This window comes from Streptomyces sp. KR80, from assembly GCF_052245555.1.
Taxonomy (GTDB): Bacteria; Actinomycetota; Actinomycetes; order Streptomycetales; family Streptomycetaceae; genus Streptomyces.
Genome location: NZ_JBQQCD010000011.1, coordinates 13863 through 32799 on the forward strand (window position 1 = coordinate 13863; position 18937 = coordinate 32799).

At 71.5% G+C, this 18937-nt stretch carries 17 protein-coding genes and 1 pseudogene; 11 read left to right on the top strand and 7 right to left on the bottom strand.

What is annotated here, in order from left to right; translation table 11 throughout:
• Positions 1 to 18: 18 nt before the first annotated feature.
• The 6 genes from ACTWQI_RS17205 (at position 19) to ACTWQI_RS17230 (ending at position 4888) form a co-directional block, all read left to right on the top strand.
• Positions 19 to 900: a helix-turn-helix domain-containing protein gene (locus ACTWQI_RS17205; RefSeq protein WP_443271367.1), complete on the top strand. Its 882-nt coding sequence runs from the start codon at positions 19 to 21 to the stop codon at positions 898 to 900.
• 74 nt (positions 901 to 974) lie between these two features.
• Entirely contained in the window at positions 975 to 2528 is a 1554-nt protein-coding gene (gene rimO, locus ACTWQI_RS17210) for a 30S ribosomal protein S12 methylthiotransferase RimO (RefSeq protein WP_443271368.1), read from the top strand.
• Positions 2525 to 3199 (top strand): CDP-diacylglycerol--glycerol-3-phosphate 3-phosphatidyltransferase, encoded by a 675-nt coding sequence (pgsA, locus tag ACTWQI_RS17215; protein WP_443271369.1) that lies wholly within the window; start codon positions 2525 to 2527, stop codon positions 3197 to 3199. The genes rimO and pgsA overlap by 4 nt, the downstream gene beginning before the upstream one ends.
• Positions 3196 to 3726 carry a CinA family protein gene (locus tag ACTWQI_RS17220; protein ID WP_443271371.1) on the top strand — a complete coding sequence of 177 codons (531 nt, stop codon included), beginning with the start codon at positions 3196 to 3198 and terminating at the stop codon, positions 3724 to 3726. Before pgsA ends, ACTWQI_RS17220 begins: the two co-directional genes overlap by 4 nt.
• Positions 3727 to 3835: 109 nt before the next feature.
• Positions 3836 to 4216 carry a helix-turn-helix domain-containing protein gene (locus ACTWQI_RS17225; protein WP_443271373.1) on the top strand — a complete coding sequence of 127 codons (381 nt, stop codon included), beginning with the start codon at positions 3836 to 3838 and terminating at the stop codon, positions 4214 to 4216.
• A gap of 201 nt (positions 4217 to 4417) precedes the next feature.
• Entirely contained in the window at positions 4418 to 4888 is a 471-nt protein-coding gene (locus ACTWQI_RS17230; RefSeq protein ID WP_443271375.1) for a Dps family protein, read from the top strand.
• Between the two features lie 417 nt (positions 4889 to 5305).
• On the opposite strand, the gene ACTWQI_RS17235 is transcribed toward ACTWQI_RS17230, so the two are convergent.
• From ACTWQI_RS17235 to ACTWQI_RS17250, 4 genes are all read right to left on the bottom strand, one after another.
• The gene (locus ACTWQI_RS17235; protein ID WP_443271377.1) at positions 5306 to 6082 is read right to left on the bottom strand and encodes an SDR family NAD(P)-dependent oxidoreductase; all 777 of its coding nucleotides are present in this window, start codon (positions 6080 to 6082) and stop codon (positions 5306 to 5308) included.
• 33 nt (positions 6083 to 6115) lie between these two features.
• Positions 6116 to 6916 carry a DNA-formamidopyrimidine glycosylase family protein gene (locus ACTWQI_RS17240; protein ID WP_443271379.1) on the bottom strand — a complete coding sequence of 267 codons (801 nt, stop codon included), beginning with the start codon at positions 6914 to 6916 and terminating at the stop codon, positions 6116 to 6118.
• Positions 6917 to 7112: 196 nt separating this feature from the next.
• Positions 7113 to 11879 carry an ATP-dependent helicase gene (locus tag ACTWQI_RS17245; protein ID WP_443271381.1) on the bottom strand — a complete coding sequence of 1589 codons (4767 nt, stop codon included), beginning with the start codon at positions 11877 to 11879 and terminating at the stop codon, positions 7113 to 7115.
• Positions 11880 to 12072: 193 nt separating this feature from the next.
• Positions 12073 to 13029: a hypothetical protein gene (locus ACTWQI_RS17250; RefSeq protein ID WP_443271383.1), complete on the bottom strand. Its 957-nt coding sequence runs from the start codon at positions 13027 to 13029 to the stop codon at positions 12073 to 12075.
• A gap of 78 nt (positions 13030 to 13107) precedes the next feature.
• Here ACTWQI_RS17250 and ACTWQI_RS17255 point away from each other — a divergent pair, with 78 nt between their 5' ends.
• From ACTWQI_RS17255 to recX, 5 genes and pseudogenes are all read left to right on the top strand, one after another.
• On the top strand, positions 13108 to 13302 hold the full coding sequence (locus ACTWQI_RS17255; protein ID WP_443271385.1) for a DUF3046 domain-containing protein: 195 nt from the start codon (positions 13108 to 13110) through the stop codon (positions 13300 to 13302).
• 175 nt (positions 13303 to 13477) lie between these two features.
• Positions 13478 to 14593 carry an AI-2E family transporter gene (locus ACTWQI_RS17260; RefSeq protein ID WP_443271599.1) on the top strand — a complete coding sequence of 372 codons (1116 nt, stop codon included), beginning with the start codon at positions 13478 to 13480 and terminating at the stop codon, positions 14591 to 14593.
• A 150-nt stretch (positions 14594 to 14743) separates the two neighbouring features.
• Positions 14744 to 15403 carry an NADPH-dependent FMN reductase gene (locus ACTWQI_RS17265; protein WP_443271387.1) on the top strand — a complete coding sequence of 220 codons (660 nt, stop codon included), beginning with the start codon at positions 14744 to 14746 and terminating at the stop codon, positions 15401 to 15403.
• A 351-nt stretch (positions 15404 to 15754) separates the two neighbouring features.
• Complete coding sequence (gene recA / locus ACTWQI_RS17270; RefSeq protein ID WP_443271388.1) at positions 15755 to 16888, top strand: recombinase RecA; 1134 nt, start codon at positions 15755 to 15757, stop codon at positions 16886 to 16888.
• Positions 16780 to 17517 (top strand): annotated as a pseudogene (gene recX / locus ACTWQI_RS17275) (recombination regulator RecX); the annotation flags it as partial. The gene recA and the pseudogene recX, both read left to right, overlap by 109 nt.
• A gap of 78 nt (positions 17518 to 17595) precedes the next feature.
• Here the strand turns inward: recX and ACTWQI_RS17280 are convergent.
• The 3 genes from ACTWQI_RS17280 to ACTWQI_RS17290 all read right to left on the bottom strand — a co-directional run bounded on the left by ACTWQI_RS17280 (position 17596) and on the right by ACTWQI_RS17290 (position 18915).
• Entirely contained in the window at positions 17596 to 18063 is a 468-nt protein-coding gene (locus tag ACTWQI_RS17280) for a rhodanese-like domain-containing protein (RefSeq protein ID WP_443271600.1), read from the bottom strand.
• A gap of 8 nt (positions 18064 to 18071) precedes the next feature.
• Positions 18072 to 18596 (bottom strand): cysteine dioxygenase, encoded by a 525-nt coding sequence (locus ACTWQI_RS17285; RefSeq protein WP_443271602.1) that lies wholly within the window; start codon positions 18594 to 18596, stop codon positions 18072 to 18074.
• Between the two features lie 166 nt (positions 18597 to 18762).
• On the bottom strand, positions 18763 to 18915 hold the full coding sequence (locus tag ACTWQI_RS17290; RefSeq protein WP_443271390.1) for a putative leader peptide: 153 nt from the start codon (positions 18913 to 18915) through the stop codon (positions 18763 to 18765).
• Positions 18916 to 18937: the final 22 nt, after the last annotated feature.

An 18937-nucleotide genomic window follows, 5' to 3' on the forward strand; every position in this document is an offset into this window, starting at 1 on the left:
CGCTCGAAAGGCGCCCCCGTGTCCATCGGCAACTCCCCCTCAGACGACCGGCCTTCCGCTGACGACATCGTAAAAGTTGCAGTCGACGATCCTTCCGCCGACGGCGTCGAACTCGAAGAGGTCGCGGCCGACCGGCCCTCAGTCGGCCGCGCCCTGCAGCAGGCCCGCATCGATGCCGGACTGACCGTGGAAGAGGTCAGTTCCACCACGCGGGTGCGCATCCCCATCGTCCATGCGATCGAGCAGGACGACTTCACCCGCTGCGGCGGCGATGTCTACGCCCGCGGCCATATTCGGACGCTCGCCCGCACGGTCGGTCTCGATCCGGCAGTGCTCGTCGAGCAGTACGACGCCGACACTGGCGGGCGGCCTGCGCCGACCCCCGCGGCGCCGCTGTTCGAGGCGGAGCGGTTCCGGTCCGAGCCACGTCGGCCCAACTGGACGGCGGCGATGGTCGCGGCGATCGTGGTCGTCGTCGCGTTCGTCGGCTTCACGCTGTTCAGCGGTGACGACGCGGGCTCCGGCAAGAGCGTGGCCAGCCAGAGCACGGGCTCCAAACCGGATTCCACCCGGAACCCGAACAAGCCCGCCGATCCGAAGCCGGAGCCGTCCGACAGCGCCATCGCGGCTGTGCCGGCCGACAAGGTCACGGTGAAGCTCACCGCCGAGGAAGGATCGAGCTGGATCTCGGCGAAGGACCACAACGGGCGGCTGCTCCACGAGGGCGTCCTCAAGCAGGGTGACTCCAAGACGTTCACCGACAAGGAGCGGATCGACCTGGTGCTCGGCAACGCCGGCGCCATCGAGCTCTACGTCAACGGCAAGCAGATCGACGACCGGTACGAGAACGGTCAGGTCCAGCGGTTGAGCTACACCAAGGGAGACCCGGCGGCAGGCTGACACAGCGCCCCTGAGGGCAGGCAGAGCAGCCCCTGGCAGCGGATGGAGCGGCCAGGACAAAGTAGGCTGAGCGCATGCCCGAACCCCGTACCGTCGCTCTCGTCACCCTTGGATGCGCCCGTAACGAGGTGGACTCCGAGGAGCTCGCCGGCCGTCTGGCGGCGGACGGGTGGGAACTCGTCCAGGACGCGGCCGACGCCGACGTCGCCGTCGTCAACACCTGCGGCTTCGTCGAAGCCGCGAAGAAGGACTCGGTCGACGCCCTCCTCGAGGCGAACGATCTCAAGACTGCGGCTTCCGAGGGGGGCGGCCGCACTCAGGCCGTGGTCGCCGTGGGCTGCATGGCGGAGCGCTACGGCAAGGAGCTCGCCGAGGTGCTGCCCGAGGCTGACGGGGTACTCGGCTTCGACGACTACGCGGACATCTCCGACCGGCTGCAGACGATCCTGTCCGGGGGAGTGCACGCCTCCCACACGCCGCGGGACCGGCGCAAGCTGCTGCCGGTCAGCCCGGTCGAGCGGCAGGGCGTCGACGTGGCCCTGCCCGGGCACGGTGCTCCTGCCGATATCCGCCTGACGACGGGTGGTGCCGATATCTCCCCTCTCGTGGGGGACCGCCCCTCGGCGCATGCCGATCTGCCCGAGGGGATCGCTCCGGCCTCCGGGCCGAGGGCGCCGCTGCGCCGCCGTCTGGACGCCGGCCCCGTCGCCTCGGTCAAGCTGGCGTCCGGCTGTGACCGTCGCTGCTCGTTCTGCGCCATCCCCGCTTTCCGCGGGTCCTTCGTGTCCCGCCGCCCGGCCGATGTGCTGACCGAGACCCGCTGGCTGGTGGAGCAGGGCGTCAAGGAAGTGATGCTGGTCTCCGAGAACAACACCTCGTACGGCAAGGACCTCGGCGACATCCGGCTCCTGGAGAGCCTGCTCCCGGAGCTGGCAGCGGTCGACGGGATCGAACGGGTCCGGGTCAGCTATCTGCAGCCGGCCGAGATGCGGCCGGGGCTGATCGAGGTCCTGACGTCGACACCGAAAGTCGCGCCCTACTTCGACCTGTCCTTCCAGCACTCGGCCCCGGGGGTGCTGCGCGCAATGCGGCGGTTCGGCGACACCGATCGCTTTCTGGAGCTGCTGGACGCGATCCGGTCGAAGTCGCCGCAGGCCGGGGCAAGGTCGAACTTCATCGTGGGCTTCCCCGGCGAGACCGAAGACGACCTGGCGGAGCTGGAGCGCTTCCTCGTCGGCGCGCGGCTGGATGCCATCGGAGTCTTCGGGTACTCCGACGAGGACGGCACCGAGGCCGTCGGCTACGACAACAAACTCGACGAGGACGTCATCGCTCAGCGGCTGGCCCATATCTCGCGGCTCGCCGAGGAGCTCACGGCGCAGCGCGCCGAGGAGCGGCTGGGAGAGACGGTCGAGGTCCTGATCGAGACCGTCGACGAGGAGGACGGTGCGGTCGGCCGCGGGGCGCACCAGGCGCCCGAGACCGACGGCCAGGTGATCCTCAGCGACTCCCGGGGTCTCGCCCCAGGCCGTATCGTCGAGGCCAAGGTGGTGGCGACAGAAGGCGTCGACCTGGTCGCCGAGCCGCTCATCGGCGCAGCGTGTCCTGACGAGGAGGCGGGCACATGAGCGGAGTCCCCGCGTCCGCAGCGGGCGGTGCCGGCCGCGCGCAGCTCCGGGGCGGCCCGGTGGGTGCGCCGGTGACGTCGCAAGCCGGATTGTGGAACATCGCCAACATCCTCACCATGGTCCGGCTGCTCCTTGTGCCCGGCTTCGTCTTGTTGATGCTGCATAACGGGGGCTACGACCCGGCCTGGCGTTCCTTCGCCTGGGCGGCCTTCGGGATCGCCATGATCACGGACCTGTTCGACGGCCACCTGGCGCGGCGGTACAACCTGGTCACCGATTTCGGCAAGATCGCCGATCCGATCGCCGACAAGGCCATCATGGGCGCGGCGCTCATCTGCCTGTCTGCGCTCGGGGACCTTCCCTGGTGGGTGACCGGAGTGATCCTCTTCCGGGAGATCGGCATCACCCTGATGCGGTTCTGGGTGATCAAGCAGGCGGTGATCCCGGCGAGCCGTGGCGGCAAGTTGAAGACGCTCGCCCAGGGCACCGCGGTCGGGATGTACATCCTCGCCCTGACGGGGCCGCTCGCCACCCTGCGCTTCTGGGTGATGGCCGTCGCCGTGGTGCTGACCGTCGTGACCGGCCTGGACTACGTACGGCAGGCCGTGGTGCTGCGCCGGGCCGGGCCGGCCGCGGGGCGCGGGCGGGCGAGCGGAGCCCTGCAGCGATGACCGGCGTGCCGTCCGCTGATGTGCTCGCCGCTGAGGTGCTCGAGCTGCTGGTACGGCGTGGTCAGACGCTCGCGGTCGCCGAGTCCCTCACCGGGGGTCTGATCGCGGCGGAACTGACCGAGGTGCCCGGGGCCTCGCGGGTCTTCCGGGGCTCGGTGACTGCGTATGCGACTGATGTGAAGCGGGGCATGCTGGGCGTGGACGGTGCGCTGCTCACCGCTCGAGGAGCGGTGGACGTCGAGGTGGCCCGGCAGATGGCGGCAGGCGTGCGGCGGATTCTGGGCGCAGACTGGGGAGTGTCGACCTCGGGTGTCGCCGGCCCGGACCCCCAGGACGGACAGTCCGTCGGCACGGTCTATGTGGCCGTCGCGGGGCCTGACGGCACCGCAGAGTCCCGGGAGCTCAGGCTCGACGGAAACCGGACCCGGATCCGCCGGGAGAGCGTCCAGGAGGCGTTGGGCATGCTTCTGGGGGAACTGATCGAGAAGATGCGGGCACAGGATACGGAACAGAGCGCGGGGGATTGATGTTTGCAGCCCTGAGTGAACACGTCATCGCTCCCCGCACGGCCGCGGCCCGAGGCGGTACGGTGGGGCGAGAAGGATCCGGATCCGAGGTCCGAGGAGGGAGCCACCGATGATTCTGCTCCGTCGCCTGCTGGGTGACGTGCTGCGTCGGCAGCGCCAGCGCCAGGGCAGAACCCTGCGCGAGGTCTCCTCGTCGGCGCGGGTCTCCCTCGGCTATCTCTCGGAGGTCGAGAGAGGGCAGAAGGAGGCCTCCTCCGAGCTCCTCTCCGCGATCTGCGACGCGCTCGACGTGCGGATGTCCGAAGTCATGCGCGAGGTGAGCGACGAGCTGTCGCTGGCCGAGCTGGCGGAGTCGGCGGCCAGCGAGCCGGTGTCTGCGCCGATGCGACCGATGATCAAGTCGGTCTCGGTGACATCCGTCACGGGTGTCCCGGATGAGCGCGTGACGATCAAGCCGCCTGCGGGGGCGGTGGACGTGGTCGCGGCCTGACGACGGCCCAACATCGTTGATCCCGGCCCCGGGGCGGCACTGCCGCCCCGGGGCCGAGGGCATTCCGGGCTCGTGCGGGCCCCGGCCGCCGGGGCTTGGCATGCCCTCGGCCTGGGGTTCCTCATGCCGCAGGCCGGGGGAGGGTATGCGATGGTTGAGGGGGATCAAGAGGGATCAGTACGACGAATCGGGAGGAACCGAATGTCCGTCGTCAAGAGTCCGCTGTCCGACCAGGACCTCAAGACCGTCGGCGACGCCCTTCAGGGCGCGCTGGTCGACCTGGTTGATCTCTCCCTGGTGGCCAAGCAGGTCCACTGGAACGTCATCGGTCCTCGATTCCGCTCCGTTCATCTGCAGCTGGACGAGGTCGTGACGAGCGCCCGCGTGCACACCGACACGGTGGCCGAACGGGCTGCCGCCCTGGGTGTCTCCCCGGATGGCCGGTCCGGCACCGTCGCCCGGAGCAGCGGCATCGACACGGTCCCCGACGGCTGGACCAAGGATGAGGACGCGGTGCGGATTCTGGTCACTGCCCTCGGATCCGTGACCAGCCGGATGCGGGAGCGCATCGAGGCCACGGAGAAGCCCGACCCGGTGAGCCAGGGCATCCTCATCGACCTGACCGCCGATCTCGAGAAGCACCGCTGGATGTTCCAGGCGGAGCACGCCTGAGACGGGCCGGGGCGAGACCGCAGCCGGCGCCCGAGCCGGTGCCCGGATGGGCCGGCAGGCCCGATGCCCCAGTTGCCCGCGAGCCCGTACGCCCCGCTGCTCGGCCATCCCGGCCGACCGGCCGTCGGGGTCCCGAGGAGGCAGCCATGGCCGCGGTACGCCGGGGGCGCGAGGGGCGGTGCAGCACACAGGCCCGTGCGGCCACCGCCGCCGCCGTCGCCCCGGACCGAATACGGGTGCGCCGAGCCCTGCGCTGGGCGATCGTGCCCGCTTCCGCCGCCGCCTGGGGCTGGGCCGCGGTGCGCCTGCTGATACAGCCGGGCGGGGCCGGACCGCTCGAGACGGCACTCGCCGCCGGAGGGTGGGGACTGAGCCTGCTGCCCGTCCACTGTGTGCCCGGGCCGGCGGACGGCGCGGCTACCAGGGCATCGCGACGCCGCCGTTCGGACGCAGGATCTGACCCGTGGTGAACGAGGAGGCGTCCGAGGCCAGGTGGAGAACGGCGTGGGCGATGTCCTCCGCCTCGCCCACCCGGCCAAGGGGGGAGGCGCGGGCCATCGCCGCTTCCACCCGGTGCTGGGCTTGCGCGTCATGACGGTCCGTCATGGGGGTGCGGATCCAGCCGGGTGCCACCGCGTTGACTCGTATGCCGTGCCGCCCGACCTCGGACGCCAGCGTCCTGGTGAGCTGTACGACGGCCGCCTTGGCGACGCTGTAGCAGAGCAGGCCCGGGGTGCCGGTGTCGACCGCGCCGGAGGCCATGGTGACGATGGAGCCGGGGGTGTTCGTCGCGATCATTGCGCGGGCCGCTTCCTGGCAGCCGTGCAGGACACCCTTGAAGTTGACCGCCAGAACGCGGTCGAGGTCGGCGTCGGCCGTCTCCAGAACCGGACTGCTGTGCATGATCCCGGCGATGGTCGCCATCACGTCGAGGCGGCCCCCGGTGCGTACGACTTCGCCGATGGTGGCCGCGACTTGGGCGCGGTCGGTCACGTCCAGGGGGTGGGCCGTGCTGCTGCCGCCCTGGGCCTCGATCCGTTCGGTGGTCTCCCGTAGGCCCTTCTCGTCGAGGTCGGCGCAGTGGACCGTCGCGCCGGCCTGTGCGAGCAGGAGGGCGGTCGCGCGGCCGATGCCGCTTGCGGCGCCGGTGACGAGGGCGGCGCGTCCGGTGAGGTCGTACGCCTGGATGGACATGGGCGTGACGGTACGAGCGGAACTGACGGGCCGTCAATCAGGCTGCAGGGACGGCCCCCTCTGACAGGACGGACACCAGTACGTGGTGCGCTCCCCCGGGGAGGTCCGCTCGGCGGTGAGCACGGCGGTGCCACAGCGGCGACAAGGGCGCCCCGCTCTGCCGTACACCCACAGGCGCTGGTCGCGCCGCGGGTCGGCGGTGGTGGCGCGGGCGAGCCGGGTCTTGTTGGCCTCCAGCAGCTTCTTGGCCAAGGCGACCAGGCGGTCCGGGGCAGGTACCTCACCCACCGGGAGCCAGGGGGTGCAGCGCGCCAGAAAGCACAGCTCGGACTTGTAGACGTTGCCGATGCCGGCGAGGTTGCGCTGGTCGAGCAGCGCCTCGCCGAGGGGGACGCCCGGCGCGGAGAGCAGCCGTCGCAGGGCCTCGTCCGGGTCCCAGTCGGGGCCGAGTAGATCGGGGCCCAGGTGACCCACGACCGAGTCCTCCTCGGCGGTGCGCAGCAGGCCCAGCACAGGGAGGCGGTAGCCGACGGCGGCCCGCTGCCCGGTGTCCAGGATGGCGCGGATCTGGTGCTCCGGACCGCCGCGCCAGCGCTCGCCGGCGGCGTAGAGGTGCCATGCGCCGTCCATCCGCAGATGGGAGTGGAGAGTGAGACCACCCTCGAACCGGGTGAGCAGATGTTTGCCGCGCGAGACGACCTCGATGACCTTCCGGCCGGACAGGTCGACGGTGGCCAGCCTGGGCACGCGCAGATCGGAACGCACCAGACGCTCGCTCGCGATCCCCTCGTGCAGCGCGCGGGCCGTCCGCCAGACGGTGTCTCCTTCGGGCATGCAGCCATCATGCCGCTGGAGGACGGCCTCGTGGCGAGGGCCCTCGGCCGGCGGCGAGACCGTCGGCGGCACTTCAGCGCGGTCGATGGTCCGTGACGAGGCGCTCAGCGCCCGGCCGAGCGCTGTGTCGGCGGGTGCTGGCCCTCCTGGGTGCGGTCCGCTTCCGGTGGGGCCGCGTCCGGGGCGGGGACGAGCCTCACGTCGGGCGGAGACGAAGGCCGCGCGGAGTAGCGTGGAAACCGGCGGCTTCCAGGGCGCGGCCTATCGGGGAGGTCAGGGCGGGGGAGCCGTTGGCGCGCTCCACCGTGACCGTGCCGAGCGCGCCGTCCCGGGCCGCCCCGGCCAGCGCCTCGGCCGCCAGGTGCAGCCGTGCGTCGCTGTCCGGGCTGTCCGCCTCGGGCCCCGGCCACGCGAGGAGCGTCTTGCCACCGCGCTCGACGTACAGCACGAGCTCGCCGTCCACCAGCACCACCAGCGCCCCCGCCTTACGGCCCGGCTTGTGCCCGGCGCCGGTGGGCGGCTCCGGCCAGGGCAGCGCCGCGCCATAGGCGTTGGCCGGGTCCGCGGCGGCCAGCACCACCGCCTTGCCCCGGCCGGCGGAGTGGGCGGTTCCGTAGGCAGCGGGAGCCATCGGTGCCTCCGCGGACTCGCGCTCCCGGGCCGTGGCCACCGCCCGGAGGCGGTCGACCGCGCCGTCCATCGCGAACTGCGCGGCGCCCAAGCCCTCCACCACATAGCCGCGCCGGGCCTGCCCGGTCTCCTCGAACGCGGACAGCACGCGGTAAGCGGCCGAGAAGCCGCCCTCCACGCCCTCGGCCTGAACGGCGCCCCGGGTCACCACTCCGTGCCGGTCCAGGAGTGTACGAGCCAGAGCGTGCGCCCGATGGGTGACCTCGGTCTCGCGCTCAGGCAGCAGGGACCAGCGGCCCGCCACCGTCGGCGGCCCGCTCCGGGAGGCGGTCCCCCGGACCGTACGCGGGCTGAGGGCGGTCAGCGTGCCGTACCGGCCGCGCGGGACCGAGCGCTTCGCACGATGCGCGGTCGCGCCCGCGGTACGGCCGGAGCCCAGCAGGGAGCGCAGCGGGGACAGCGTGTCGTTGGTGAGCCGGCCGGACCACGCCAGATCCCAGACGGCGTCGGCGAGTTGCGGGTCGGTGCACTCGGGATGCACGGCGCGAACCTGATCGGCGATCTGCCGGAAGAACAGCCCATAGCCGCCCGACAGGGCGTCGAGCACCGCTTGGTGCAGCGGTCCGGTCTCGAACGGATGGGGCGGCGGCAGCAGCAGCGGTGCGGCGTCCGCGACGAACAGCGACACCCAGCCGTCCTTGCCGGGCAGCGCCCCCGCCCCGGCCCAGACGACCTCCCCTGCGGTGGTCAACTCGTCGAGCATTCCCGGGGCGTAGTCGGCGACCCGGGACGGCAGCACCAGCTTCTCCAGGGCGGAGGCAGGCACCGCGGCGCCCTGGAGCTGCTCGATCGCCCGCACCAAGCCGTCGACGCCGCGCAGGCTGTGGGTGCCCACGTGCTGCCACTGCGGCAGGAAGGAGGCGAGCGCGGTCGGCGGCACGGGCTCCATCTCCTGCCGGAGCGCGGCCAGCGAGCGTCGCCGCAGTCGGCGCAGCACCCCGCTGTCGCACCATTCCTGGCCGATGCCGGCAGGGTGGAACTCGCCCTGGACGACGCGCCCCGTCGCGGCCAGCCGGTGCAGGGACCCGTCCGTGACGGCGACGCCGATGCCAAAACGCTGCGCGGCCTCGGCAGAGGTGAACGGCCCGTGGGTGCGGGCGTAGCGGGCGAGGAGATCGCCGAGCGGGTCCTTGACCGGTTCGGTGAAGGCCTCGGGCACACCCACCGGCAGCGCGGTGCCCAGGGCGTCGCGCAGCCGCCCGGCGTCCTCGACGGCGGCCCAGTGATCGGCGCCCCCGATCCGTACCCGGATGGCACGGCGGGCCCCTGCCAACTCCCGCGCCCACTGCGGCTGCCCACCGCGCTCTGCCAGCTCCGCGTCGGTGAGCGGGCCGAGGAAGCGCAGCGCGTCGGCGAGGCTCTCCACGTCCTTGATGCGGCGGTTCTCGGTCAGCCACTGCAGCTCGCGCTCCAGCTCGGTCAGCACGTCCGCGTCGAGCAGTTCGCGCAGTTCGGCCTGGCCCAGCAGCTCGGCCAGCAGCCGGGAGTCCAACGACAAGGCGGCCGCGCGCCGTTCGGCCAGCGGGGAGTCACCCTCGTACAGGTACTGCGCGACATAGCCGAAGAGCAGTGAGCGGGCGAAGGGGGACGGCTCGGGGGTGGTGACCTCGACGAGCCGGACCCGGCGGGCCTCGATGTCGCCCATCAGCTCCACCAGACCCGGGACGTCGAAGACGTCCTGCAGGCACTCGCGCACGGCCTCGAGGACGATGGGGAACGAACCGAACTCCGAGGCGACCTGGAGGAGCTGGGCGGCACGCTGGCGCTGCTGCCACAGCGGGGTGCGCTTGCCGGGGTTACGGCGCGGCAGCAGCAGGGCGCGGGCCGCGCACTCGCGGAACCGGGACGCGAACAGCGCCGAGCCGCCGACCTGGTCGGTGACGACCTGGTCGACCTCCCCCTTGTCGAAGGCCACGTCCGCGGCGCCGACCGGGGACTGCTCGGCGTCGTACTCCCGCCCTCGCAGAGCCGGATCCGTCTCCATGTCGAGCAGGTCCAGACCCATCAGGTCCGCGTCCGGCAGACGCAGCACGATGCCGTCGTCAGCATGCATCACCTGGGTGTCCATGCCGTAGCGCTCGGCGAGGCGGGCGCCGAGCGCGAGCGCCCAGGGGGCGTGCACCTGGGCGCCGAAGGGGGAGTGGATGACGACGCGCCAGTCGCCCAGCTCATCCCGGAACCGCTCGACCAGGATGGTTCGGTCGTCGGGGATGTGCCCGCAGGCCTGGCGCTGCTCCTGCAGATACGACAGGACATTGTCCGTCGCCCAGGCGTCCAGCCCGGCCGCCAGTAGGCGCAGCCGGGCGTCATCGGGGGCGAGGCTCCCGACCTCGCGGAGGAACGCGCCCAGCGCACGGCCCAGTTCGAGCGGGCGGCCCAGCTGGTCGCCCTTCCAGAAAGGCAGCCTGCCCGGAACCCCGGGCGCGGGCGAGACCAGCACCCGGTCGCGCGTGATGTCCTCGATGCGCCACGTCGTGGTGCCCAGCGTGAAGACGTCGCCGACCCGCGACTCGTAGACCATCTCCTCGTCGAGTTCGCCCACCCGTCGCCCGCCACCGCCCCGAGCCGAAGCGCTTCGCGCTGCTGTGTCTGATGGGCCCCCGCCCTTCTTCGGGTCGGCACCGGCCAGAAAGACCCCGAAGAGCCCTCGGTCCGGGATCGTGCCGCCGGAGGTGACCGCGAGCCGCTGGGCGCCCGGCCGGCCCCTGACGGTCCCCGCCACGCGGTCCCACACCAGGCGCGGCCGGAGCTCGGCGAAGGCGTCCGACGGATAGCGGCCCGCCAGCATGTCCAGGACCGCGGTGAACGCCGACTCCGGCAGGGCGGCGAAGGGCGCCGCGCGGCGGACCACGGCCAGCAGCTCGTCCACGTCCCAGCTGTCCATCGCCGTCATCGCGACGATCTGCTGGGCCAGGACGTCCAGCGGGTTGGCCGGAACGCGCAGCGACTCGATGGCCCCGCTGCGCATCCGCTCCGTGACCACGGCCGCCTGCACCAGGTCACCGCGGTACTTGGGGAAGACCACGCCGGTCGACACGGCGCCCACCTGGTGTCCCGCGCGGCCGACGCGCTGCAGCCCCGAGGCGACGGAGGGCGGCGACTCGACCTGGACGACGAGATCGACCGCGCCCATGTCGATCCCCAGCTCCAGGCTCGAGGTGGCGACGACCGCGGGCAGCCGGCCCGCCTTGAGGTCCTCCTCGACCAGGGCCCGCTGCTCCTTGGAGACCGAGCCGTGGTGCGCGCGGGCCATGACGGCCGGCGCACCCCGGGCAGCGCCCGAGCCGCCCATCAGCTCCGCCGGTGAATGATGCTCGGGGGACGGCTCACCCGTGCTGCGCTCGTAGGCGATCTCGTTGAGCCGATTGCAGAGCCTCTCGGCGAGGCGGCGGGAGTTGGCGAAGACGATCGTGGAGCGGTGGGCCTCCACCAGGTCCGCGATCCGCTCCTCCACATGCGGCCAGATCGAGGGCTTCTCGCCGACCGCCCCGCTGTCAGGATCCGTCGCCGGGGAGCCTCCGAGCTCGCCCAGGTCTTCCACCGGCACGACCACCGACAGATCGAATTCCTTGCCGGCCGGCGGCTGCACGACCTGCACCCGGCGTTGCGGTGACAGAAAGCGCGCCACCTCGTCGACGGGTCGTACGGTCGCTGACAGCCCGATCCGACGGGCCGGGCGCTCGAGCAGCTCGTCGAGCCGCTCCAGGGAGACGGCCAGATGCGCACCCCGCTTCGTGCCCGCCACCGCGTGCACCTCGTCGACGATCACGGTTTCCACGCCGGTCAGCGCTTCCCGAGTGGCCGAGGTCAGCATCAGGAACAGCGACTCGGGGGTGGTGATGAGGATGTCCGGCGGCCGGTTGGCAAGGGAGCGGCGCTCGGCGGCGGGAGTGTCACCGGAGCGAATGCCGACCCGCACCTCCGGCTCCGGCAGCCCGAGTCGCACGGCCTCGTGCCGGATCCCCGTCAGCGGGCTGCGCAGATTGCGCTCCACATCGACCGCCAGTGCCTTGAGCGGCGACACATACAGCACCCGGCAGCGCTTCTTCGGATCGGCGGGCGCGGGACTGCTCGCCAGCTGGTCCAGGGCGGCGAGGAAGGCGGCGAGCGTCTTCCCCGAACCGGTGGGAGCGACGACCAGCACGTCCGAGCCCTCGTCGATGGCCCGCCAGGCACCCGCCTGTGCGGCGGTGGGCGCGGTGAATGCCCCGGTGAACCACGCACGAGTCGCCGGGGAGAACGCATCGAGGGCCGAGGCCGGCTGGTCCGACATGTTCCCCATCGTGCACCCAGGCACTGACAACAGGCCGGACTCGCAGGTCAGCGTCGCGTCCGGCCACCGTTCGGCCGGGACTCATCCGAGCGCCGGCCCGGTCGGCGATCCGCGGCACCTCGTCATCGTGGCGGCCTGCCGTGCTCGCCACCGCAGGCGTACGGGCGCTGGCCGGCCAGGACACCCTCCAGACCTAGTCCGGCCCGGCGAGCGGCCGTCCGAACGCGCGCAGCGTCAGCAGCGACTCGATGGTTACGATCGGCCGCCACTCGAGGCTCGTCCCAGGAGCCCACGACCGCCACCGGATCGGCCAGCCCCCGTCCTCCTGCTGCTCGTCCGCGAGAAAGTCCAGCGACCGCTCGAACTCGGCGTCGGTGAACCAGCGGTGGGCCAGCGAATCGGGGGTCCGGGCGAAGTCGTACGGGAAGTGGTACTCGCCCGGCCCGTAGCCGTCCGGCAGCGGATAGTCCTCCGCGCGGTCCGGCTCCAGCACCACAAGCCGTTGCTCCCGCACCAGCCGCCCGAGCCGCTCCGCGGCCGCCTCGGCGCGCGCCCGGTCGGGTGCGCCGTCCAGGAAGGCGACCGCCGCCTGCAGCTCGTAAGGATGGGACTTCTCCAGAGACTCGACGGCCGCCCAACAGAAGTCGGTAGCCCGGAAGAGCCACGCATGCCACACCTCGTTGCGATGCAGCAGCCCCACCACCGGACCGGTCGACAGCAGCGCGCTCGGCGGGTGGTCGACGACCGGGATCCACGGTGCCGCGGGGTAGCCGCGCAGGGAGGGGTGCAGCGCCGGCAGCGCACCGTCCTCGGTGGAGACCTCCGTCAGATAGCGGCAGATCTGCTCGACCCGTCGCCCCCCGCAGCGGCCGATGCCGTCCAGGACGCGCAGCGCGTGCGCGGTGTGCAGCGGCTGGCTGACCGGGCCCCGCAGGTCGGGTTCCAGGGCGTGTCCGTACCCACCATCGGGATTGCGGTACGCGTCCACAGCCGCCTCGACGGCATCGGCGGCCTGGGACCGCTCCGCCTCCGCAAGGTCCCCGGTGGCACCGGAGAGGAAGTGATAGGCGAACCTGCGCTGCTCGAGGACACGGGCGGTCAGCCAGACGAACCGCTCGGCGTGGGTGAGAGATGCTCCGGATCGGGCCATGGACAGACCGTAGGCCGGAATGCGCGTCCGGGCGGTGGCAAGTGCCCGGCTGCACCCGTAGGACGGGATACTGGATGCATGCGGTTGACGGTCTTCTGGCAGCGGATGGCGGACTACTTCGGCGAGGCGTACGCGGACTCCTTCGCGCGTGATCATGTGATGTCCGAGCTCGGTGGCCGGACCGTGCACGAGGCGCTCGTCTCGGGATGGTCGGCCAAAGATGTATGGCGCGGAGTCTGCGCGGCCATGGACATTCCGGCGGAGAAGCGCTGACGGGACCTGGGCGGCCGACGACGGGAACCGACTCTCGCGGACCGGCGATGAGCCGTGACGGGAAGGGATGGCGCGGCGGGGCGGTGCCGTAGGTCAGACTTGCCGGGTGGCAGTGACAGAGGAACCCAGCCAGAGCGCCCCCTCACCGGACCCGTCCCCGGCGCGCAGTGAGCAGATGCCCCGCTGGCTGCCCCGCGCCATGGTCCTGGCACTGGCCCTGTTCGCCGCCTTCCAGCTCGCCAACTGGGCCTTCCACCAGCTGATCGGGCTCCTGGCCAACATCCTGATCGCGTTCTTCCTGGCTCTCGCGGTGGAACCGGCCGTGGACCGGATGGCCGCCCGAGGAGTGCGCCGCGGCCTGGCCACCGCGCTGGTCTTCCTGGGCGTCCTCGTCTTCTTCGCCGGGTTCTTCACGCTGCTCGGCTCGGTACTGGCCAGTCAGATCGTGACCATGGTCGAGAACTTCCCCCAGTACCTGGACTCGGTGATCCGCTGGATCAACCAGACCTTCGAAACCACCCTGTCGCGCGTCGAGATCCAGAAGAGCCTGATCCGGTCCGACTGGCTGAAGAGGTACGCGGAGAACAGTGCCACCGGTGTCCTGGATGTGTCGGCGACCGTACTCGGAGGGCTCTTCAAGGTCCTGACGGTGCTGCTGTTCTCCTTCTACTTCGCCGCCGACGGGCCCCGGCTGCGGCGCGCACTGTGCTCGGTGCTGCCCCCCGCGCGGCAGGCGGAGGTGCTGCGCGCCTGGGAGATCGCCGTGGTCAAGACCGGCGGCTATCTCTACTCCCGTGGTCTGATGGCGCTGATCTCCGGGATCGCGCACTATGTGCTGCTGGAGATTCTCGGCGTGCCGTACGCCCCCGCCCTGGCCGTGTGGGTAGGCGTGGTGTCCCAATTCATCCCGACCATCGGCACCTATCTGGCAGGCGCGCTGCCGACGCTGCTGGCCTTCACCGTGAACCCCTGGTACGCGCTGTGGGTGCTCGGCTTCGTCGTGGTCTACCAGCAGTTCGAGAACTACCTTCTGCAGCCGCGCATCACCGCGAGGACCGTGGACATCCACCCGGCCGTCGCATTCGGTTCGGTGGTCGCGGGCGCCGCGCTGCTGGGGGCCGTCGGCGCGCTGATCGCCATTCCGGCGACGGCGACGCTGCAGGCCTTCCTGGGGGCGTACGTGAAGCGGTACGACGTCACCGACGATCCGAGGGTGCACGGGCGTCCGCGCCGGAAACGAGGTACACCGCCCCTCGCATGGGTCGGACGCGTACTGCGCCGCGGCCGCTGACACCACTGCACCGCCGTTGCCGCCGGGCGTCCCGCGGCGCCCCATCTGGTCCGGATGGCCCCGGCCCGATCGTGGGGCGGCCGTGCCCAGTCCACACTGGTCCGGATGACGCCCTGGCCGGGCGAGCCCGCACGCCGGAAGGACGCTGCCATGCCCACGGACGCCCACCCCGGTCCGCTGCGGGTACTCGTCTTCGGCGCTGCGCTGCGGACCGAATCCACCAACGCCCGCCTCGCCTCCCTCGTGGCCCGCCTGATCGCAGAAACCGGGGCCACCGTCGACCTCGCCGCCATGCGCGACTTCGCCATGCCCTCGTACGACGGCGATGTGGAGGCCGCCGAGGGGCTGCCGAGTGGCGCTCTGGCGCTGCGCGACCGGCTCGAGCAGTGTGACGCCTTTGTGATCTCCTCCCCGGAGTACAACGCCTCCGTGCCCGGAGCGCTGAAGAACGCGATCGACTGGGTCTCCCGCGTCCAGCCTCAGCCGTTCAAGACCAAGCACGCGCTGCTCGTCTCCGCCTCCCCGTCTCTGATCGGCGGCAACCGCGGGCTATGGGCGCTGAGGGTTCCCCTGGAACACCTCGGTACCCGCGTCTATCCGGACATGTTCAGCCTTGCCAGGTCACACCAGGGCTTCAACCAGGACGGTCAGCTCACCGATTCCGGACTGCAGCAGCGTCTTGCCGAGACGGTCACAGCCTTCCTCCGGCTCGTCGAAGCCGATGTGCGGTACGTCTGCCTGCGGCGCAGGTGGTACGAGTTCCCGGGAGACCGCACCGAGGCGCCCATCACCCAACGCGCGGAAGACTAGCCAGGACAATCGCTCGTGGGAGCGCTGCCTCGCCGCCTCGCCGCCCCGCTGCCTCGCCGACTCGCCGACTCGCCGCCCCGCTGCCTCGCCGACTCGCCGCCCGTCGTCGACACGTGTGCGCGGGCCTCGCCGGCCAAGACGCCAACCCGCCGGCGAGCCCGCCGACGAGGCGGCAGCCACACCACAACACCAGGGTCCGGTGGTGCACTTGACATCAAAATCGAACATCCATTCTCATGGTGATCCGGCCCTGGTTATCCACAGGCCGGACGACGCCCGGGCGCGTTGTCAGTGGCAGGCGTTAGCGTCGTGGACGTGAAGCGATCGACTCAAGCAAACCGGGTGGAACCCATGGCAGGAACCGACCGCGAGAAGGCGCTCGACGCCGCGCTCGCACAGATTGAACGGCAATTCGGCAAGGGCGCCGTGATGCGCATGGGCGAGCGGTCGAACGAGCCCATCGAGGTCATCCCCACCGGGTCGACCGCTCTCGACGTCGCCCTGGGCGTGGGCGGCCTGCCGCGCGGCCGCGTGGTGGAGGTATACGGACCGGAGGCTTCGGGGAAGACCACGTTGACGTTGCACGCGGTGGCCAACGCCCAGCGGGCTGGCGGCACGGTCGCCTTCGTGGACGCCGAGCACGCCCTGGACCCCGAGTACGCCAAAAATCTCGGGGTGGACATCGACTCGCTGATCCTGTCCCAGCCGGACAACGGTGAGCAGGCGCTGGAGATCACGGACATGCTGATCCGTTCCGGGGCCCTCGACCTCATTGTCATCGACTCGGTCGCTGCACTGGTGCCGCGCGCCGAGATCGAGGGCGAGATGGGCGACTCCCACGTCGGCCTCCAGGCGCGGCTGATGAGCCAGGCACTCCGCAAGATCACGGGTGCGCTGAACCAGTCGAAGACCACCGCGATCTTCATCAACCAGCTCCGCGAGAAGGTCGGCGTGATGTTCGGGTCGCCTGAGACGACGACTGGTGGCCGGGCACTGAAGTTCTATGCCTCGGTGCGGCTCGACATCCGCCGGATCGAGACTCTCAAGGACGGCACCGATGCGGTCGGCAACCGCACCCGCGTCAAGGTCGTGAAGAACAAAGTCGCACCCCCTTTCAAACAAGCGGAGTTCGACATTCTGTACGGCCACGGCATCAGTCGTGAGGGCGGACTGATCGACATGGGTGTCGAGCACGGCTTCATCCGCAAGTCCGGCGCCTGGTACACGTACGAGGGCGACCAGCTCGGCCAGGGCAAGGAGAACGCCCGCAACTTCCTCAAGGACAACCCCGATCTCGCCAACGAGATCGAGAAGAAGATCAAGGAGAAGCTCGGCATCGGTGTGAAGCCGGAAGACCCGACAGCGGAGCCGGGTGCGGACGCGGCGAGTGGCGCCGGTGCGGTGGCCGATGCGACGGCCAAGGCGGCTTCCGCTCCGGCGGCCAAGGCCACCAAGGCGACCAAGACCGGCACGGCCAAGAGCTGATCCGTACCGTGCCGGATTCACCAGCGAGGCGAACCGACGTCGGGGACGTCGGCCGCAGCGGCGGCAAGGTACGCACGGACAGCGGTGGCCCCGGCTCGTCGAGGGCCGAGCAGGGGCCACCGCGCAGCCCGGAGGAGCAGGCGCGGGCGATCTGCCTGCGCCTGCTCACCGGGACTCCCCGGACCCGCAAGCAGCTGGCGGATGCGCTGCAGAAGCGCGGCATCCCGGAGAACGTGGCGGAAGAGGTGCTCTCCCGGTTCGAGGATGTCGGGTTGATCGACGACGCGGCGTTCGCCGAGGCCTGGGTGGAGTCCCGGCACCACGGCCGGGGCCTCGCCCGCCGGGCGCTCGCGCGCGAACTGCGCACCAGGGGCGTGGATTCCACGCTGATCGACGAGGCCGTCGGACAGGTCGACTCCGAACAGGAGGAGGAGACAGCCCGGGAGCTCGTCGAGCGCAAGCTGCGCGGGACGCGCGGCCTCGACCGGGAGAAGCGGATTCGCCGCCTCGCGGGGATGCTCGCCCGCAAGGGCTACTCCGAGGGCGTTGCCGTCCGCATCGTCCGGCGCGCACTGGAGGAAGAGGGCGAGGATCCGGAACTGCTGGAGTACCACCTGCCCGAGGCCTGAGTCGCCGCCGCCTCGGGCAGATGCGTGCGCCATGACCCCCCTGGGAGCTGAGCTGGGCCCGCCGGTGTCCGCCGTCGATCAGCGGTCGGCCGACGGCGCGGCCGACCGGCCGCACCGTGGGACGGCCGGCGGCTCCACGGGCAGTCCCGGCGGCTCCACCGGCAGTCCGGCCGCGCGCCAGGCCTGAAAGCCGCCGTCCAGATCCGTGGCGCGATGGAGGCCCAACTGCCGTAGCGAGATGGCTGCGAGGCTGGAGGCGTAGCCCTCGTTGCAGACCACGATCACCTGGAGATCGTGGCTCGTCGCCTCCGCCGCGCGGTGGCTGCCCTGGGGGTCGAGCCGCCACTCCAGTTCGTTGCGCTCGACGATCAGCGCGCCCGGAATGGTGCCGTCGCGGTGGCGCAGTGCCGCGTACCGGATGTCCACCAGCAGCGCACCGGCCGCTGCGGCCTCGGCGGCCTGTTCCGGCCCGAGCCGGTCCAGTTCCGTACGGGCCTCGGCCAGCAGGACGTCGATGCCCTTCGGTTTCGGCTGTGCCGCGCTCACGGTATGGCTCACGCCCACTCCTCCGGTCGCTCGATGTCCTCCAGCCGCAGCACTGGACCCGTACGGCTGTAGCGCCGCATCAGCGGCAGCGGTGGATAGTAGGCGTGCACCGAGACCGCGTGCTCCTCGGCGGAGAGGTTCAGCACCTGGTGCACATGGTGTGGGCCGAAGGCGCGGCCCCGACCGCTGGGCAGCCGCCGTTCGCGGTCGACCCCCTCGGCCAGCTCGAGAGTCCGCCACCCCTCGGTGGGCAGCTGCGCGGCGAGGGACTGCTCCGTCAACTCGCCCGTCGCTGTGGCGAAGGCTCCCCAGGAACCTCCGTGGTCGTGCCAGCCGGTGCCGGTGCCCGGCGGCCAGCCGATGAGCCAGGCCTCACTGCCGCCGGGGCCGTCGAGCCGCGTCCAGGTGCGGCCCTCGGGGTCGAGCGGGAGTGCACCGACCAGTTCCTGGTCGGTGGCGGTACGGCGGGCGAAGTCCAGCAGCTCCGCGGCTGTGGGACCGGTGGCCGGGTGCGGGCGTTCGGCGCCCGGCATGTGGTGTGCGGGCGCCGAGGGAAGCGTGGGTGCGGAAACGGGTGGGATGGCGGTGAGGCCGCCGGAAGCAGTGAGAGACACTGGTCCGTCCTGGTGATCGCGAAGGGGCGCGGCACGGGCCGCGCGGAGGAAATGGGGGCACCGCCCAGCGATAGCTGGGGGAGGATCAGAAGGACGGACGACACACGCAGCCCGCGTAGCGGACCAGGTCCACGTGGACCCTCCGCCAGAAGCACGGCCGTGTGTCAGTCACGTTCCGGAGTGAATCATGCGCCTGTGCACGGGTCAACTTGGGGACGGCGGGCCGCGGCGGCACCATCGGTCCGTCACCTTCGGTCGGT

Coding starts and splice junctions, on each gene's coding strand:
- ACTWQI_RS17240 (WP_443271379.1), bottom strand. CDS start 6,916: ATGCCCGAAGGAGACACCGTCTGGCGGACGGCCCGCGCGCTGCACGAG.
- ACTWQI_RS17220 (WP_443271371.1), top strand. CDS start 3,196: ATGACCGGCGTGCCGTCCGCTGATGTGCTCGCCGCTGAGGTGCTCGAG.
- ACTWQI_RS17250 (WP_443271383.1), bottom strand. CDS start 13,029: ATGGCCCGATCCGGAGCATCTCTCACCCACGCCGAGCGGTTCGTCTGG.
- ACTWQI_RS17265 (WP_443271387.1), top strand. CDS start 14,744: ATGCCCACGGACGCCCACCCCGGTCCGCTGCGGGTACTCGTCTTCGGC.
- rimO (WP_443271368.1), top strand. CDS start 975: ATGCCCGAACCCCGTACCGTCGCTCTCGTCACCCTTGGATGCGCCCGT.
- ACTWQI_RS17230 (WP_443271375.1), top strand. CDS start 4,418: ATGTCCGTCGTCAAGAGTCCGCTGTCCGACCAGGACCTCAAGACCGTC.
- ACTWQI_RS17225 (WP_443271373.1), top strand. CDS start 3,836: ATGATTCTGCTCCGTCGCCTGCTGGGTGACGTGCTGCGTCGGCAGCGC.
- recA (WP_443271388.1), top strand. CDS start 15,755: ATGGCAGGAACCGACCGCGAGAAGGCGCTCGACGCCGCGCTCGCACAG.
- ACTWQI_RS17290 (WP_443271390.1), bottom strand. CDS start 18,915: ATGGTGCCGCCGCGGCCCGCCGTCCCCAAGTTGACCCGTGCACAGGCG.
- ACTWQI_RS17235 (WP_443271377.1), bottom strand. CDS start 6,082: ATGTCCATCCAGGCGTACGACCTCACCGGACGCGCCGCCCTCGTCACC.
- ACTWQI_RS17245 (WP_443271381.1), bottom strand. CDS start 11,879: ATGTCGGACCAGCCGGCCTCGGCCCTCGATGCGTTCTCCCCGGCGACT.
- pgsA (WP_443271369.1), top strand. CDS start 2,525: ATGAGCGGAGTCCCCGCGTCCGCAGCGGGCGGTGCCGGCCGCGCGCAG.
- ACTWQI_RS17260 (WP_443271599.1), top strand. CDS start 13,478: ATGCCCCGCTGGCTGCCCCGCGCCATGGTCCTGGCACTGGCCCTGTTC.
- ACTWQI_RS17285 (WP_443271602.1), bottom strand. CDS start 18,596: ATGCCGGGCGCCGAACGCCCGCACCCGGCCACCGGTCCCACAGCCGCG.
- ACTWQI_RS17255 (WP_443271385.1), top strand. CDS start 13,108: ATGCGGTTGACGGTCTTCTGGCAGCGGATGGCGGACTACTTCGGCGAG.